Here is a 16,293-nt window from a genome sequence, read left to right on the forward strand (position 1 = left end):
GTATGGAATATGAAAACTTATTATGAGAAAGATGCAAATTTAGAGCTATTAAAAGGGAAAACAGTTGCGGTAGTCGGATATGGATCTCAAGGTCATGCACAAGCACAAAATTTACGAGATTCTGGTGTGGAAGTTGTAGTTGGTGTTCGCCCTGGTAAGTCATATGAAGTAGCAAAAGCTGATGGATTTGAAGTAATGTCTGTTTCAGAATCGGTTCGAACCGCACAAGTTGTACAAATGTTATTGCCGGATGAACAACAAGCGTATGTATATAAAACAGAAGTAGAAGAGAATCTTCGTGAAGGACAAATGTTACTTTTCTCACATGGTTTTAATATTCACTTCGGACAAATTAATCCGCCAAGTTACGTAGATGTAGCGATGGTCGCGCCGAAAAGTCCAGGTCATCTCGTTCGCCGTGTATTCCAAGAAGGAAATGGTGTCCCAGCATTAGTCGCAGTGCATCAAGATGCAACGGGAACAGCATTAAGTGTAGCACTAGCGTATGCTAAAGGTGTAGGTTGTACACGTGCAGGTGTAATTGAAACGACATTCCAAGAAGAAACAGAGACAGACTTATTCGGTGAGCAAGCAGTACTTTGCGGAGGAGTAACAGCACTTGTGAAAGCTGGTTTTGAAACGTTAACGGAAGGTGGATATCGTCCTGAAATTGCATACTTTGAATGTTTGCATGAATTAAAGTTAATTGTTGATTTAATGTACGAAGGCGGATTAACGAATATGCGTCATTCTATTTCAGATACGGCAGAGTTTGGAGATTATGTAACAGGATCGAGAATTGTTACAGATGAAACGAAGAAGGAAATGAAACGTGTTCTTACAGAAATTCAGCAAGGTGAATTTGCGAAGAAATGGATTTTAGAAAATCAAGCAGGGCGTCCAACGTATAATGCGATGAAAAAAGCAGAACAAAATCATCAGCTAGAAAAAGTAGGAGCAGAGCTTCGTGAAATGATGAGCTGGATTCATGCACCGAAAGAATTAGTAAAGAAATAGATTAATAGAGTATAAGTGAAAAATATGTAAGAAGGGATTTGACAAGATGAGAAGTGACATGATTAAAAAAGGTTTTGATAAAGCTCCGCATCGTAGTTTATTAAAAGCAACTGGTTTAAAAGATGAAGATTTTGATAAACCATTCATAGCAATTTGTAATTCTTTTATTGAAATTATTCCAGGTCATAAGCACTTAAATGAGTTTGGGAAACTTGTTAAAGAAGCAGTACGTGCAGCAGGCATGGTTCCATTTGAATTTAATACAATTGGAGTAGATGATGGTATTGCGATGGGTCATATCGGTATGCGTTATTCGCTTCCGAGTCGTGAAATCATTGCAGATTCAGTAGAAACAGTTGTAAATGCACAMTGGTTTGATGGAATGATTTGTATTCCAAACTGTGACAAAATTACACCAGGTATGATGATGGCTGCACTTCGAATAAACATTCCAACTGTTTTCGTTTCAGGTGGTCCGATGGCAGCGGGGAAAACATCTAAAGGGGAAGTTGTCGATTTAAGTTCTGTTTTTGAAGGGGTAGGAGCCTATCAATCTGGGAAAATTTCAGAAGAAGAATTAAAGGATATTGAAGATCATGGCTGTCCATCTTGTGGTTCTTGTTCCGGTATGTTTACAGCGAACTCTATGAACTGTTTATGTGAAGTGTTAGGTTTAGCTCTTCCTGGTAACGGGAGTATTTTAGCGATTGATCCAAGACGTGAGGAGTTAATTAAACAAGCAGCAGAAAAATTAAAAATTTTAATTGAAAGAGATATTAAACCACGCGACATTGTAACAGAAGAAGCAATTGATGATGCGTTTGCACTTGATATGGCGATGGGTGGATCAACGAATACAGTATTACACACGTTAGCACTCGCACAAGAGGCGGGGTTAGATTACGATATGAACCGCATTGATGCAGTTTCAAGGCGTGTACCGCATTTATGTAAAGTAAGTCCAGCTTCTAATTGGCATATGGAAGATATCGATCGCGCAGGCGGGATTAGTGCAATTTTGAAAGAGATGAGCCGAAAAGAGGGGGTACTTCACCTTGATCGTATAACTGCTACTGGGCAAACATTAAGAGAAAACATTGCTCATGCAGAGATTCAAGATAAGGAAGTTATTCATTCTCTAGAAAATCCTCATAGTGAAGAAGGAGGATTACGTATATTAAAAGGAAACCTTGCGAAAGACGGAGCGGTTATTAAAAGCGGAGCAACAGAAGTAAAACGATTTGAAGGACCTTGCGTTATTTTTAATTCACAAGATGAGGCGCTTGCCGGTATTATGCTTGGAAAAGTTAAGAAAGGAGATGTAGTTGTTATTCGTTATGAAGGGCCAAGAGGCGGACCTGGTATGCCGGAAATGTTAGCACCAACATCAGCAATTGCTGGTATGGGATTAGGAGCAGATGTTGCACTTTTAACTGATGGTCGCTTCTCTGGTGCTTCACGTGGTATTTCAGTAGGGCATATTTCACCAGAAGCAGCTGCTGGCGGAACGATTGCACTTCTTGAACAAGGAGATATTGTATGTATTGATGTTGAGGAACGCTTGTTAGAAGTGAGAGTTAGTGATGAGGCATTAGAGAAGCGTAAAAAAGGATGGAAACGACCAGAACCAAAAGTGAAAACTGGGTGGCTTGGACGTTATGCACAAATGGTAACATCGGCGAATACAGGTGCAGTTCTGAAAATCCCGAATTTTGATTGAGCCAATATAAAAAGAGATAAGGATGATATAAAATGGTGCAAAATGTAAAGGAGAGAGTGAAAATTGAAGATATCTTAATGGCTCATAATTGCATGAAAGATATCGTTATTAAAACACCGTTACAACGAGATTCAGTTTTATCTGAGAAATATGAATGTGACGTATATGTTAAGCGAGAAGATTTACAAGTTATTCGTTCTTTCAAAATTCGTGGTGCGTATAATTTAATTCAAAGTTTACCGAAAGAAAAGTTACAAAATGGTGTTGTTTGTGCAAGTGCTGGTAATCATGCACAAGGAGTTGCTTATACGTGTAATTTATTGAAGATTCCGTCAAAAATTTTCATGCCAACAACGACACCTAAGCAAAAAGTATCACAAGTTGAATTTTTCGGTGGTGATTTCGCAGACATTGTATTAGTTGGTGATACATTTGATAGTTCTTTCCAAGAGGCGCAGCGCTATTGTGTGGAAAATAGGATGACATTTGTACATCCGTTTGATGATCCGTATGTCGTTGCTGGTCAAGGAACAGTCGCTGTTGAAATTATGCATGATATGGAGAAACCAGTTGATTATATATTTACAGCAATTGGCGGTGGTGGATTAGCATCTGGTATTGGTACATATGTAAAGGGGGTTAGTCCTACTACAAAGGTAATCGGTGTAGAACCGATGGGAGCTGCATCTATGAAAGAAGCTTTTCTTCAAAATGAGAATGTTGCATTAGAAAAGATTGATAGTTTTGTTGATGGTGCAGCTGTTAAGAAGGTAGGAAAGTTAACTTTTGAAACATGTAAAGATGTAATTGATGACATAGTTTTAGTACCAGAGGGAAAGGTTTGTACGACGATTTTAGAACTGTATAAGAAAAATGCAATTGTAGCAGAGCCAGCTGGTGCGCTTTCTATTGCGGCACTTGATCTATACAGAGATGAAATAAAGGGAAAAACAGTTGTATGCGCGTTAAGTGGTGGAAATAATGATATTGATAGAATGCAAGAAATGAAAGAACGATCCCTTATTCATGAAGGATTAAAGCACTATTTCATCATTGAATTTCCGCAACGTTCAGGAGCACTACGAGAGTTTCTTGATAAAGGATTAGGACCGGAAGATGATATTACTCGCTTTGAGTATATTAAGAAACATAATAAAGAAAATGGTCCAGCTTTAGTGGGGGTAGAATTAAAGCATAAGGAAGACTATGAAGCTTTAATTACTCGTTTTCAAGAAAATAACATTCAATTCGTGGAGCTTAATAAAAATCCTGTGCTGTTTGATTTACTTATTTAATAAATGAAAAGAGTTAACATACAATTCTACTTGAAATAAAAAAGGTAGATACAAGCGGAGGGAAATCCTGCTTGTTCTATCTTTTTTATTCTTTGAAAGTTAAACGAAATACGCTCCATATTCAAGAAGGATAAAGCTAGTTAACCAAAAAAGTATTGCAATACAAATGATTACATACATTGTAAATTCAAAGGGAATAAGTTTTCTCTCTCGCTTTATTTTTCTTAGAAGTCTAACAGAAAAAAATGAACATAAAAGCAGGATCGCTATAGATATTTTATACACGTTTTCTAACAGACTTATATTTTCTAATAAGTTTTTCAGCATATACATCACCTATCCCATAATGTATGTTACAGAGAAATGAATCTCGTGCTGTTTAGTTGCGTTTATTTATTATTTTCCCAGTATCATCAATTTCTACATCAGTTGAAACCGTTTGTAAATATTGCAGTGCTTTTTTCTTTTCTTCTTCATTTACAGGAGAAACTTGGTTGTTGCGAATGATGTAAGGATTGAATGACATTTGGACATCCTTATCTCTAAAGGTTAAAGTTAATACGCCTGTTTCGGCACTCTTTCCATTTACATAATTCGGGAATAAAAAGTTTCCTAACGAGTATGCGATAGGAACTTTATTGTAATACTCAAATCCTTGTAACCAATGCGGGTGACTTCCAACGATTGCATCAGCACCCGCCTCTACCATTTTCGGAACATATTGTTTCTGGTATTCTATTGGACGATTAGATTTTTCGACGCCCCAATGCATATAGACGATTACATAATCAGCATCTTTCTTTTGCTCTTGAATCGTTTTTGTTACAAGATCTAGGTCATATCCGTTTGCAACGCCGGGTTTATTGTCACCAGCTACCCAATTAAAGTTGGGCATAAAGCGTACAAAGGAAAGAAATTTAAACTTTTTTCCTTTTACAGTTAGTTCACGAGCAGTATAAGCATCTTCAGCATTTTTTCCGGCTCCAGTGTAAGGTAGTTTTAATTTTTCGACGTGAGAAATGGTGTCTAGTAGTCCATCTTGCCCATAATCAAGCGTATGGTTATTGCCAATGTTCACGATGTCATATCCGGTGTTTTTAATGGCTTGTAGTGTGGATGGATCACTTTTAATCCAAAATTGTTGCCCAGGTACTTTTTTTTCTCTCGTTGTAAATGCTGACTCTAAATTAACAAAAGAAATATCAGCTTTCGCTATTTCTTCTTTTACGTGTTGGAATGGATAATCAGCCCCATTTTTTTCGATTACGGGACGTAATTGCCAATCGAACATTGTATCACCAGAGAAGGTGAGTGTGATTTCCGGGTCTTCTATTTTCTTTGCACTTGTTGAAGCTGTTTTACTAGATTTGTTTTGCAAATCGGGTTTGTCTTTCGCTTTTGAAATAAAAGAGTAGTTGATTAATAAAACAATTGGTGTAATGCAAAAGGCTATTAACAGAAATCGTTTTAGTAAAGTTTTCATAAATACCTTCCCTTTTGAGTTTATACCGCAATTTGTGGGCAGTAAAACTCGCGCTAGTTAAAGTTTCACTTTATGTATAACTACAAAAAAATTGCGGTTTATGTAGTGAAAATATTTGTTAATATTCTCAATATTACGTTAACATATAGATAACCTGTAAATCAATGTATAAACCAAAATATAGAAATAAAGAATTCGAAGGGTGAAGAACGAGAAATGGTTATATTAGGAGCAGTTGTAAATGGGATTTGTATTATATTTGGTACTTTACTAGGAAAATTATTTAGTAGGATTCCAGAAAGTATGAAGGGAACAATTATGCATGCAATCGCTTTAGCGATTACTGTGCTTGGACTTCAAATGGCATTGAAAAGTGAAAATTTTCTTGTTGTCATTTTAAGTTTAGTTATTGGTACCGTCATCGGGGAATGGCTACAACTAGAGGAAAAGTTAAAGCTGTTAGGAGATTGGCTAGAAAATAAAGTTGGATCGAAAGGGAAAGGGAGCATATCAGAAGGGTTTGTAACAGCTACTTTAATTTTTGCAATTGGTGCGATGGGCATACTTGGTGCACTCGACAGTGGGATTCGCGGAAATCATGATATTTTATTTACAAAGGCGATTATCGATGGGTTTATTTCTATTATATTAACGACAACTTTAGGAATTGGTGTAGTATTCTCGGCGATTCCAGTTATTTTATATGAAGGAGGGATTGCGGTTTTTGCAACACAAATTAATAGTGTGGTCCCGAAAGAATTAATGAATCAATTTATAGTGGAAATGACAGCTACAGGTGGTATTATGATAGCCGCTATTGGATTGAACTTACTGGGTGTTATTAAAATCAAGGTGGCAAATTTACTGCCAGGTATATTGGTAGTTGGAATAATCGTTTCACTTATTTATGGTTACGGTTTAATAGTAAAGTAGTAGGGGATGGATATATATATGGAGGAATTTCAATATACAAAACGTGTTCATAACATATTGAAGATTGCAGCAGAAGAGGCGGAAAATAATATTATTCAACCAACTCATCTGTTTATCGGAATGAGTAAAGAAGGCACTGGGGTTTGTAGCGAGTTGTATATGTATTTGTTTCGTAACTTAGGTACGGATTTTTTAGAAAAACTTTCAATACGAAAACAATACGATTCACCGTATCAAGAGTATAAAAAAATAGGACAATATAAGGTATCTTATAAGGTGCTAGAAATTTTACAAATAGCGAAGAAACGTATGGAACGTTTCCAGCAAGTAATAATAAATGAAGGGCATGTTATATATGCACTATTTCGTGTAGATACGTTTATTGGAAATGCACAAATAAAAAAAGATATATTACGTATTATAGCTGAGCCAAGAGATTTAGCGGTCGATCTAAAATGTTTTGTTCCTACTTATAATCATTTAATTTGTACTGTTAGAAAGGCTAACCCTTCTGATTTTGAAAAATTAGCAAGTTTTATTAATGAGGAATTTGGTGAACGTTGGTTACATTCAATAGAGTATGGATTTCGTACATATAAAGAAAATTTACCTATTTATATAGCAGAAAAAGAAGAAGTGATAGTAGGTTTCGCTTGTTATGATGTAGTGAGAGGAAAGAAGGGATTGTTTGGTCCAATGGGCACAGCGAAACAAAATCGCGTGAAAGGTGTAGGTAAGGAATTGTTACATCGTTGTTTACATAGTATGAAGCAAGAAGGATATGAATACGCAATTATTGGACAAGCAGGCCCGATTGAGTTTTATGAGCGAAATTGTGATGCGCGTTTAATACCATTAGAGAATAAGTAACCAACTCCATATATGGGAGTTGGTTTTTTTATAGAAATAATGTAGAGATGTAGTGATTTTCACTAGAAAATAGCGGGTTTTTTAGTAAATCTTACAAATAAAGCAAATTACTAAACTTTTTACAAGAAAGGGTGTAGAATGGGTATCTAATGAAAGAAGGTGTGAAAATGGCCAACTGGAAACGAAATTTAATGATTTGTTGGCTAGGTTGTTTTACCACTGCAGCCGGTATGAGTTTAGTAATTCCTTTTTTATCTTTTTATATTGAGGAATTAGGGGTGACCGGCACTGCTAGTATTGCACAGTGGTCGGGACTTGCATTTGGTGTGACATTTTTAATGGGTGCGATCGTATCACCAATATGGGGCAAGCTTGGTGATATACATGGACGGAAATTGATGCTTATACGTGCTAGCCTTGGTATGGCGATAATTATGACGCTTATGGGGTTTGTGACAGATGTGTATCAATTAGTCGCACTTCGGTTTTTAATGGGATCGGTATCAGGTTTCCTTTCTACAGCGATGACATTTATTGCAGCAGAAACTCCGAAAGAGCATTCAGGTTGGGCAATTTCCACAATTTCAACTGGGGGCGTGAGCGGTTCTTTACTTGGCCCGTTACTTGGAGGATATTTGTCTGAGTTAATTGGAATGCGCCATGTTTTTCTTGTTACAGGAGCTTTTTTATTCCTTTCTTTTCTCATCGTTTTTTTCTTTCTACATGAAGAGAATCACTCCGCTCAAGCAAAAAAAGTACAACCGAAAAAAGTATGGACGATGGTTCCAGCAAAGCATTTAATTATTAGTTTATTTGTAACAACATTTATTATTCAACTTGCGAACATGTCAATTCAACCTATTATTACATTGTATGTAAAGAATTTAGAAGGCCCAGGAACAGCTCATATTGAAATGATTGCAGGCGCAGTCATGTCTGCGACAGGTTTAGCTATTATTATGGCAGCTCCTAAGTTAGGTAGATTATCAGATCGTATTGGACCTCAAAAAACGTTAGTTGTGGCGTTGTTTGCGGCAGGAATTATTTTTATTCCGCAAGCATTTGTAACCTCAGCTTGGCAACTATTAATTCTTCGCTTTTTATTAGGTATTGCACAAGCAGGACTATTACCTTCCGTACAAACTCTACTAAAACAACATACACCAACCCATGTAACGGGAAGAATATTTGGGTATAATCAATCGTTTCAGTTTTTAGGAAATATGATTGGACCAGTACTTGGTGGACAAATTGCAGCACATGCGGGCTTCCAATATGTTTTCTTTTCTACTTCATCACTATTATTTATTGCGTGCATTTGGGTTTATTTTCACAATAAGAACGAAGAGGTATCAGAGAAACGACATTTGGAAGTTAGTTAACTAAGTGAATGAAAAAGAAAAAGGATGAAGCAACGATTGCTTCATCCTTTTCTTTAAAATTGAAGACAAAGATAGCTTAATGTACCAAGCTCGTAACTGCGGTGAATGACTTCACCGTTATTATCGCCACTTCCCATAGCGACAAATAAAGGAACAAAATGCTCTGCTCTTGGTACTGCTAATTGTGCATGAGGGGCATTTTTCTCCCAATTAAATAATGCATCTTTATCAGTAGTCTGCATATGTTTAATAATCCAATCATCAAATTCAATTGCCCATTGTTCAGGTGTAGTTTGATTCCATTTCAAAGCTCGTAAGTTATGAACGGTAACACCGCTCCCGATTACTAAAATATCTTCTTGTCCAAGTCCTTTTAGTGCTTCTCCAATTTCAAATTGTTCTTTTGCAGGAAGGAATGGATTGACTGATATTTGTACGACAGGAATATTGGCTTCTGGGTACATACGATGCAGGAGTGTCCATGAACCATGATCTAAACCTCTCGTCATATTATGATGGACTAGAATGCCTTTGTTTTTAAATTTTGTTTCTAGCATAGACGCAATGCTAGAAGAGCCTTTCGCACGATATTTGATTTCGTATAACTCAGGAGGAAAACCTCCAAAATCATAAATTGTTTCATATTCGTTATCTGAAGAGGAGATCGTTAATACTTCACTTTCCCAGTGAGCGGTAAAAATAACAATAGCTTTCGGTTTATATGTTTCTCCAAGTGTCTTTAAAAAGCGTGTATAGTCTGTATCTTGAATAGCAAGCATAGGTGATCCATGTGCTAAAAATAGTGAGGGCATCATGATTAAAACCTCCTAAAAATATATTAATTACTTTATGTAAGTAACTATATAATTTTAATTTAAATTCGTCAAGAGAATAGTTTAATATGTAAGCGGAAAAATAGATCATTTGTCATAATGAAAGCAATTGCATATAATACATAATAAGAATAATGAATGTTTATTCATTATAAAAAAAGATATACATAATAGATTTGGAGGCTGTCGGAATGAGCATACGGGAAAATTTCGTTACGGCATTGGATAAATCAGAAATTTACTTGCGTAAATGGTTACCAGAAGCAAATCCGCGGGGGATTGTTCAAATTGCACATGGTATGACAGAACATGCAGGTGTTTATACAGAATTTATTGATGCTTTATTAGAAGCAGGATATGGTGTTTATGCTCATGATCATAAAGGGCATGGAAAAACAGTGAAAAGGGAAGAAGACTATGGTCATTTTGAACCAAATGTAGGTTGGAATCAGGCTGTTTCTGATGTTATCTTTGTTTCGGAAATGATAAAAGAAGAGCAGACATGCCCGTTATTTTTACTTGGACATAGTATGGGTTCTTTTTTATCAAGACGTGCTGTACAATTTAAAGGTGAATTATATGATGGATTCCTTATTTCAGGAACTGGTGGAAGTCCAGGGCTTTTAGGAAGTATCGGTCATAAATTAGCGACAATTGAGATGAAACTTCGCGGAAAGAAAACGAAAAGTCCGATGCTGAACTTCTTATCTTTCGGAAACTTCAACTCGCACTTTAAGCCAAATCGTACGAAATTTGATTGGTTATCTTCAGATATTAATCAAGTTGATAAATATATTGCGGATCCGTTATGTGGATTCATTTGTACGACTAGTTTTTACCGAGAATTGTTTCATGGAGTTCTAGAAGTAAATAAAATAGAAGAATATAAGAAGACACCAAAAAATCTTCCAATACATATATTCTCTGGTGATCGTGATCCTGTTGGGGATATGGGGAAAGGTGTAAAAGAAGTATACGAAAACTATAAAAAATGTGGTGTGAAAGATGTAACACTTCGTTTATATGAAAATGGTAGACATGAAATGTTCCATGAAGTGAATAGAGAAGATGTATTTCAAGATTTGATTTCATGGTTAGATGAGCATATTGTATAAGAAGAAACCTCACTTCATGCTGAAGTGAGGTTTTTTGAAAAATTGGAGGATTGATTATGAGCGAATTTGTAAATAAAGAATATGTAGAAATAGATTTTCAAGATGTCTGGATAAAAGAAGAGGAATTGAAAAATTGTACCTTCATAAAATGCCGTTTTAGAGGGATAGATGCATCAGAAGTTTTTACTAAAAATTGTAATTTCATAGAATGCGATTTTACTGGTTCTCTTTTTAATGCTTCTATCCATCAAGGAACTACATTTGCTAATTGTAGGTTTTTTGGTGCGAATTTATTTGTATCTAAGTTTGAAGAATGTAAAATGACTGGTTCTGATTTCGAAGAGGCGAATTTAGACGGAATAACAATTATATCAGGTGATTGGTCATATACGAATTTAAGGTTTGCGAACTTAAGCAAACAAATTTTAAAGGGTATTCGCTTAATTGAAGYTGACCTATGTGAATGTAATTTAGAAAAAGCAGATTTACGTGAAGCGGATTTAACGGGCGCACAATTAGGCAAGGTAAAACTTAGCGGCGCAGATTTAAGAGGAGCTGTAGTTGATAGAGTTGATTTTAAAGCTTTTGATTTAAAAAACGTGAAATTAGATATAGCGCAGGCGGTTGCAGTTGCGAGATGTTATGGGGCTAAGGTGAACTGAATTGTTTGTAAAACCGTTCTAATTGTTGAACGGTTTTACAAATCATAATAGTAGTATAATAGTGAATGAGGTGTTAATAATATGGAAGATAAAACATTAGGTATACTACTAGATGTTGTTGGGGAATTATTTTCAGATGAAATATCAATCGCCGTTTCGAATACGAAAGAATATATTTACTATCGGCCAAGTAAACGAATTGATTTAAAGATTAGCGCCGGTGATCCTATAAAGGAAGGGACGATTGCTCATAAAGCAATGGTAACGAAGCAAAAAGCCTCTGAGTTTATTAACCGGGATGTTTTTGGTATTCCTTATCATGGAATGGCCGTACCATTTTCAAATAATGGCAAGATTGAAGGTTGCGTGACGGCAATTTATCCAGCTTTAACGGATGGTAAGTCAGTCGTTACTTTAAAAACAACAGACGGCTGGGTTCCGGTTCCTTTTTCAAAGGTCATGTATTTAGAGGCTAAAGATAAAAAGACGTATGTGAATTCAGAAGAGTTAACAGGAACACATAAGTACTCGCTACAAGAATTTGAATACTTGCTGCCGAAAGATTCATTTATTAGATGCCATCGTTCATTTATTGTAAATGTTAATCATATTAAAGCGATTTATCCTGATACTCATTCTACTTTTTTGCTTTCGATGGATAACGGGGAGAGGGTACCAGTTAGTCAATCGTATGCTAGCTATTTTCGTAAGCTTTTAGGATTCTAGATTTTTCTGCTTTGGAACCTAGATTCGCTGTTTTATCTGAATTTTCGGCATTGTATACTAAAATCCCTATTTTGATAGTGTTAATGTGTAAAATAATTATAAATATTCATTAAGAGAGGGATTACATATGGAGAATAATTTGGATAGAATCAGGGATCAACGTTTAAAAGATCGGGTAGTTACACCTGAAGAAGCAGCTTCATGGATTGAAAGTGGAATGACTTTAGGATTAAGTGGATTTACACGTGCTGGGGATGTAAAAGCAGTCCCATTTGCGCTAGTGAACCAAGTTAAGAATGATAAATCTTTTAAAGTAAATGTTTATACTGGAGCTTCCTTAGGTTCGGATGTAGATAAAGTATTTGCTGAGGCAGGAATTTTAGGGAAAAGGCTGCCTTTCCAAGCCGATACGACTATGCGAAAAGGAATTAATAACGGAGACTTTTTATTTGTGGATCAGCACTTGTCTCATACAGCAGAGTTACTCCGTGCTGACGTTATGGATATAGATTTCGCTATTTTGGAAGCGGTTGCGATTACCGAGGACGGAATGATTATTCCAACCACTTCAATTGGAAATTCCTTAGCATTTTCCCTAAATGCTAAGTCCATTATTATTGAAATGAATATGGCCCAATCCGCGCAATTAGAGGGGCTACATGATTTATATGAACCAGGTAAACAAGGAGAGAGACTTCCAATTCCGCTCGTAAAAACGGATGATCGAATTGGAACGATCGGTATTCCGATTGATGCTGAAAAAGTGAAGGGGATTGTGTTTACGAATCAACTGGATTCTCCATCGACAATTGTTCCTCCGGATGAAGAAACTGTTATTATGGCACAACATTTAATAGAGTTCCTTCGAGAAGAAGTAAAAGTAGGTCGGTTAACAAATCGTTTAGCGCCGTTACAATCGGGAATTGGTTCAGTGGCCAATGCAGTTCTTCATGGAATGTTAGATTCGGAGTTTGAAGATTTAGAAGTGTATTCTGAAGTTTTACAGGATGCGGTCTTTGATCTAATGGATGCTGGGAAAGTCAATTTTGCTTCCTGTTGCTCGATCACGCTTTCTGAAGAGAAAATGCAACAAGTATTTTCCGACTTTGAAAAATATCGTGACAAATTAATGATGCGCCCGCAAGAGATTTCTAATCACCCTGAAATCATTCGCCGCCTTGGATTGATCTCGATTAATACTGCTTTAGAATTAGATATATACGGAAATGTTAACTCTACTCACGTTTTAGGTACAAAAATGATGAACGGTATTGGTGGTTCTGGTGATTTCGCGAGAAATGCACGTTTAGCGATCTTTGTTACGAAATCGATTGCAAAAGGTGGTAACATTTCAAGTATCGTTCCTTTCGTTTCTCATGTAGACCATACTGAACACGATGTAGATGTTATCGTCACTGAACAGGGCTTTGCTGACCTAAGAGGACTAGCGCCAAGAGAAAGAGTGGAACTAATTATTGAGAATTGCGCACATCCAATGTATCGTGACCAGCTACGAGCTTATTTCGAAGAAGCACAAACAAGAGGTGGGCAAACCCCTCATGTTTTAGAAAAAGCTTTTTCTTGGCATACGAATTATGCTAAAAATGGAACAATGCTTGAAGCAGTAGTAGAAACTGTATAGGTGTGTATTATAAGAAGTGGTAATACAAGTGATTGAGTTTGAAGTTGAATGTAGTATGTTACAAATAAGAGGGTTAAAGTTAAAGAAAAAGAACGCCAATTTTTAGAAATGGCGTTCTTTTTCTTTAACTAAATTGTTACAAACCGTTCCCCGTAAAAGCCGATTGGTGAGGGCACATAATCAGTGGAGGATGAACAAAACCCCACTGGTTAAAGTTTCAATTTATAAAAGTTATCTCTAATCTATGAAAATAAAAGGTTTTTTGGAGTACTTTCCGAATCAATTTAGTAGTTTACATATCGAAGGTGAGGAGAAATAATCATGAAGATGAGAGAAGCGTTATTAAGTGAAGCAAATGAATTAAGTGAATTCGCACTATATTCAAAAGCAACTTGGAATTATAGTGAAGAATTTATCATTGCTTGTAAGGAAGATTTAACAATTACGGAAGAGTACATAAAAAGTAATTATGTATATGTTTTAGAAAACGATAATATGAAGATTGGATTTTTCTCATTTTTACGTAATGACAATGCCCTCGATTTCCTATACTTGCATCCTCGTTACAAAGGGAAAGGGTACGGGAATATATTTTGGGAGTTTGTAATAGAAAAAGCACATGAACTAGGATTAACAAGTTTTACAATTGATAGTGATCCGAATGCAAAAGGATATTATTTAAAAATGGGAGCGAAGTTAATCGGAGAGACGCCATCAACGGTTTTTAAGGATCGACTATTACCGCTTTTGCAATATGATGTGTAAAACTATTAATGTCAGGGGAAGATGAGAGTGGATAATGTGAAGAAAAAACAAATATATGATATGTTAACAAAATCGTGGTCGATTGAAACAAGTTCAAAATGGACGAGCGAAAATCCGGCAAAGGGACAATGTGGTGTAACGGCTCTAGTTGTTCAAGACTTATACGGGGGAGAGATTAAAAAAACGAAAGTAGGAGAAGTATGGCACTTTTATAACCTTATAGATGGAAAGGTGTTTGATTTTACAGAGACACAATTTAATGAAGAAGTGAATTATATGGGCGTGAAATCTAATCGAGAAGAAGCACTTGCAGATACAAATAAAAAACAATATAGCATTTTGAAGGAAAAGATAATGAAAGAATTCAAATTATCTTTTGACTCTTAATCTTTAATAAGTTACTATAATGGTGGTAACTTATTAAAGTGAACTTCATAGAGTTGAAAGGGGAAATACTTTTGAAAACAACTTATGTAAACGCTACAATTGCAACGATGAATGAACAAAATGAAGTGATAGAAAATGGATATATCATTGTAGAAAATGATCAAATTATAGATATAAATAGTGGAGAATTCGCTAACGATTTTGAAGTAGATGAAGTAATTGACATGAAAGGAAAGTGGGTTTTACCAGGGCTTGTCAATACACATACACACGTTGTTATGAGCCTTTTGAGAGGTATCGGAGATGATATGTTATTGCAGCCATGGCTTGAGACGAGAATTTGGCCACTTGAAAGTCAGTTTACGCCAGAGCTTGCGGTCGCTAGCACGGAATTAGGATTACTTGAAATGGTGAAAAGTGGTACAACATCATTCTCTGATATGTTTAATCCTATTGGAGTAGACCAAGATGCAATTATGGAAACGGTATCAAGGAGTGGAATGCGTGCTGCTGTTTCAAGAACTTTATTTAGCTTCGGAACGAAAGACGATGAAAAGAAAGCAATTGAAGAAGCTGAGAAATATGTGAAGCGTTACTATAACGAAAGTGGTATGTTAACTACGATGGTTGCACCGCATAGTCCATATACATGTTCCACAGAACTGTTAGAAGAGTGTGCTCGTATTGCAGTAGAAAATCAAACGATGGTTCATATTCATCTTTCTGAAACAGAGCGTGAAGTACGTGATATTGAAGCACAGTATGGGAAGCGTCCAGTAGAATATGCAGCAAGTTGCGGATTGTTTAAACGCCCAACAGTTATTGCGCACGGTGTAGTATTAAATGAAAATGAGCGTGCATTTTTAGCAGAACATGATGTTCGAGTAGCTCATAACCCAAATAGTAATTTAAAACTAGGTTCTGGTATAGCGAATGTAAAAGCGATGCTAGAAGCAGGAATAAAAGTAGGAATTGCAACAGATAGTGTGGCGTCTAACAACAATTTAGATATGTTTGAAGAAATGCGCATAGCGACTTTATTACAAAAAGGTATTCATCAAGATGCAACAGCGTTACCAGTTGAAACAGCTCTTACACTTGCGACTAAAGGAGCTGCTGAAGTAATCGGGATGAAACAAACGGGCTCACTTGAGGTTGGAAAGTGTGCTGATTTTATTACGGTTGACCCATCTAATAAGCCGCATTTACAACCGGCAGATGAAGTGTTATCACATCTTGTGTATGCAGCTAGTGGAAAAGATATAAGCGATGTAATTATTAATGGTAAACGTGTCGTTTGGAATGGTGAATGTAAAACATTAGATGAAGAGCGTATTATATTTGAAGCAAGTCGTTATAAACGAGGTTTACAAAGATAGGTATTTATATGTCAGTTGAAAAAGCTGTCCTTTTTTAAAAGGATAGCTTTTTTTCTTGAACGAATAAATATTCAAAAGAATGTC

The 16,293-nt window shown here is 36.1% G+C and carries 16 protein-coding genes; 13 read left to right on the forward strand and 3 right to left on the reverse strand.

Translation table 11 applies throughout. From position 1 onward, the window contains the following. Positions 1 to 9: 9 nt before the first annotated feature. Genes ilvC through ilvA form a run of 3 tightly spaced genes read left to right on the forward strand, consistent with a single transcriptional unit; the run spans position 10 to position 4,032 of the window. A complete protein-coding gene (ilvC, locus tag AC1DKZ_RS12300; RefSeq protein ID WP_002086292.1) occupies positions 10 to 1,017 on the forward strand; it encodes a ketol-acid reductoisomerase in 1,008 nt (335 codons plus the stop codon). 46 nt (positions 1,018 to 1,063) lie between these two features. Beyond that, positions 1,064 to 2,737 (forward strand): dihydroxy-acid dehydratase, encoded by a 1,674-nt coding sequence (ilvD, locus tag AC1DKZ_RS12305; protein ID WP_476996332.1) that lies wholly within the window; start codon positions 1,064 to 1,066, stop codon positions 2,735 to 2,737. A 32-nt stretch (positions 2,738 to 2,769) separates the two neighbouring features. Beyond that, entirely contained in the window at positions 2,770 to 4,032 is a 1,263-nt protein-coding gene (gene ilvA, locus AC1DKZ_RS12310) for a threonine ammonia-lyase IlvA (protein WP_476996333.1), read from the forward strand. 99 nt (positions 4,033 to 4,131) lie between these two features. Here the strand turns inward: ilvA and AC1DKZ_RS12315 are convergent, their stop codons facing one another. Together AC1DKZ_RS12315 and AC1DKZ_RS12320 are read right to left on the reverse strand one after the other, a co-directional pair. Further along, positions 4,132 to 4,359: a hypothetical protein gene (locus tag AC1DKZ_RS12315; RefSeq protein WP_476996334.1), complete on the reverse strand. Its 228-nt coding sequence runs from the start codon at positions 4,357 to 4,359 to the stop codon at positions 4,132 to 4,134. Positions 4,360 to 4,411: 52 nt separating this feature from the next. After that, complete coding sequence (locus AC1DKZ_RS12320; RefSeq protein ID WP_476996335.1) at positions 4,412 to 5,515, reverse strand: CapA family protein; 1,104 nt, start codon at positions 5,513 to 5,515, stop codon at positions 4,412 to 4,414. Between the two features lie 216 nt (positions 5,516 to 5,731). Here AC1DKZ_RS12320 and AC1DKZ_RS12325 point away from each other — a divergent pair, with 216 nt between their 5' ends. The 3 genes from AC1DKZ_RS12325 to AC1DKZ_RS12335 all read left to right on the forward strand — a co-directional run bounded on the left by AC1DKZ_RS12325 (position 5,732) and on the right by AC1DKZ_RS12335 (position 8,700). Next, on the forward strand, positions 5,732 to 6,448 hold the full coding sequence (locus AC1DKZ_RS12325) for a DUF554 domain-containing protein (RefSeq protein WP_476996336.1): 717 nt from the start codon (positions 5,732 to 5,734) through the stop codon (positions 6,446 to 6,448). An 18-nt stretch (positions 6,449 to 6,466) separates the two neighbouring features. Further along, on the forward strand, positions 6,467 to 7,318 hold the full coding sequence (locus AC1DKZ_RS12330; RefSeq protein WP_242308834.1) for a GNAT family N-acetyltransferase: 852 nt from the start codon (positions 6,467 to 6,469) through the stop codon (positions 7,316 to 7,318). A 167-nt stretch (positions 7,319 to 7,485) separates the two neighbouring features. Then, positions 7,486 to 8,700 carry a multidrug efflux MFS transporter gene (locus AC1DKZ_RS12335; protein WP_088039188.1) on the forward strand — a complete coding sequence of 405 codons (1,215 nt, stop codon included), beginning with the start codon at positions 7,486 to 7,488 and terminating at the stop codon, positions 8,698 to 8,700. A gap of 53 nt (positions 8,701 to 8,753) precedes the next feature. Here AC1DKZ_RS12335 and AC1DKZ_RS12340 read toward each other — a convergent pair whose 3' ends face one another. After that, complete coding sequence (locus tag AC1DKZ_RS12340) at positions 8,754 to 9,515, reverse strand: DODA-type extradiol aromatic ring-opening family dioxygenase (RefSeq protein WP_088039189.1); 762 nt, start codon at positions 9,513 to 9,515, stop codon at positions 8,754 to 8,756. A gap of 209 nt (positions 9,516 to 9,724) precedes the next feature. On the opposite strand from AC1DKZ_RS12340, the gene AC1DKZ_RS12345 reads away from it, so the two are divergent. From AC1DKZ_RS12345 to AC1DKZ_RS12375, 7 genes are all read left to right on the forward strand, one after another. Then, positions 9,725 to 10,648, forward strand: coding sequence for an alpha/beta hydrolase (locus tag AC1DKZ_RS12345; protein ID WP_476996337.1), 924 nt, complete (start codon positions 9,725 to 9,727; stop codon positions 10,646 to 10,648). Between the two features lie 56 nt (positions 10,649 to 10,704). Next, entirely contained in the window at positions 10,705 to 11,310 is a 606-nt protein-coding gene (locus tag AC1DKZ_RS12350) for a pentapeptide repeat-containing protein (protein WP_476996338.1), read from the forward strand. Between the two features lie 81 nt (positions 11,311 to 11,391). Further along, positions 11,392 to 12,036, forward strand: a complete 645-nt coding sequence (locus AC1DKZ_RS12355) for a LytTR family DNA-binding domain-containing protein (RefSeq protein WP_000389700.1) — start codon at positions 11,392 to 11,394, stop codon at positions 12,034 to 12,036. Positions 12,037 to 12,163: 127 nt separating this feature from the next. Further along, the gene (locus AC1DKZ_RS12360) at positions 12,164 to 13,678 is read left to right on the forward strand and encodes an acetyl-CoA hydrolase/transferase family protein (protein WP_476996339.1); all 1,515 of its coding nucleotides are present in this window, start codon (positions 12,164 to 12,166) and stop codon (positions 13,676 to 13,678) included. Between the two features lie 321 nt (positions 13,679 to 13,999). Then, positions 14,000 to 14,443, forward strand: a complete 444-nt coding sequence (locus AC1DKZ_RS12365) for a GNAT family N-acetyltransferase (RefSeq protein ID WP_476996340.1) — start codon at positions 14,000 to 14,002, stop codon at positions 14,441 to 14,443. Between the two features lie 27 nt (positions 14,444 to 14,470). Further along, positions 14,471 to 14,830: a YunG family protein gene (locus AC1DKZ_RS12370; protein ID WP_404491374.1), complete on the forward strand. Its 360-nt coding sequence runs from the start codon at positions 14,471 to 14,473 to the stop codon at positions 14,828 to 14,830. A 53-nt stretch (positions 14,831 to 14,883) separates the two neighbouring features. Further along, positions 14,884 to 16,209 carry a bifunctional S-methyl-5'-thioadenosine deaminase/S-adenosylhomocysteine deaminase gene (locus tag AC1DKZ_RS12375; RefSeq protein ID WP_476996436.1) on the forward strand — a complete coding sequence of 442 codons (1,326 nt, stop codon included), beginning with the start codon at positions 14,884 to 14,886 and terminating at the stop codon, positions 16,207 to 16,209. Positions 16,210 to 16,293 lie beyond the last annotated feature (84 nt).

It is taken from the genome of Bacillus sp. 05T21 (assembly GCF_056396785.1).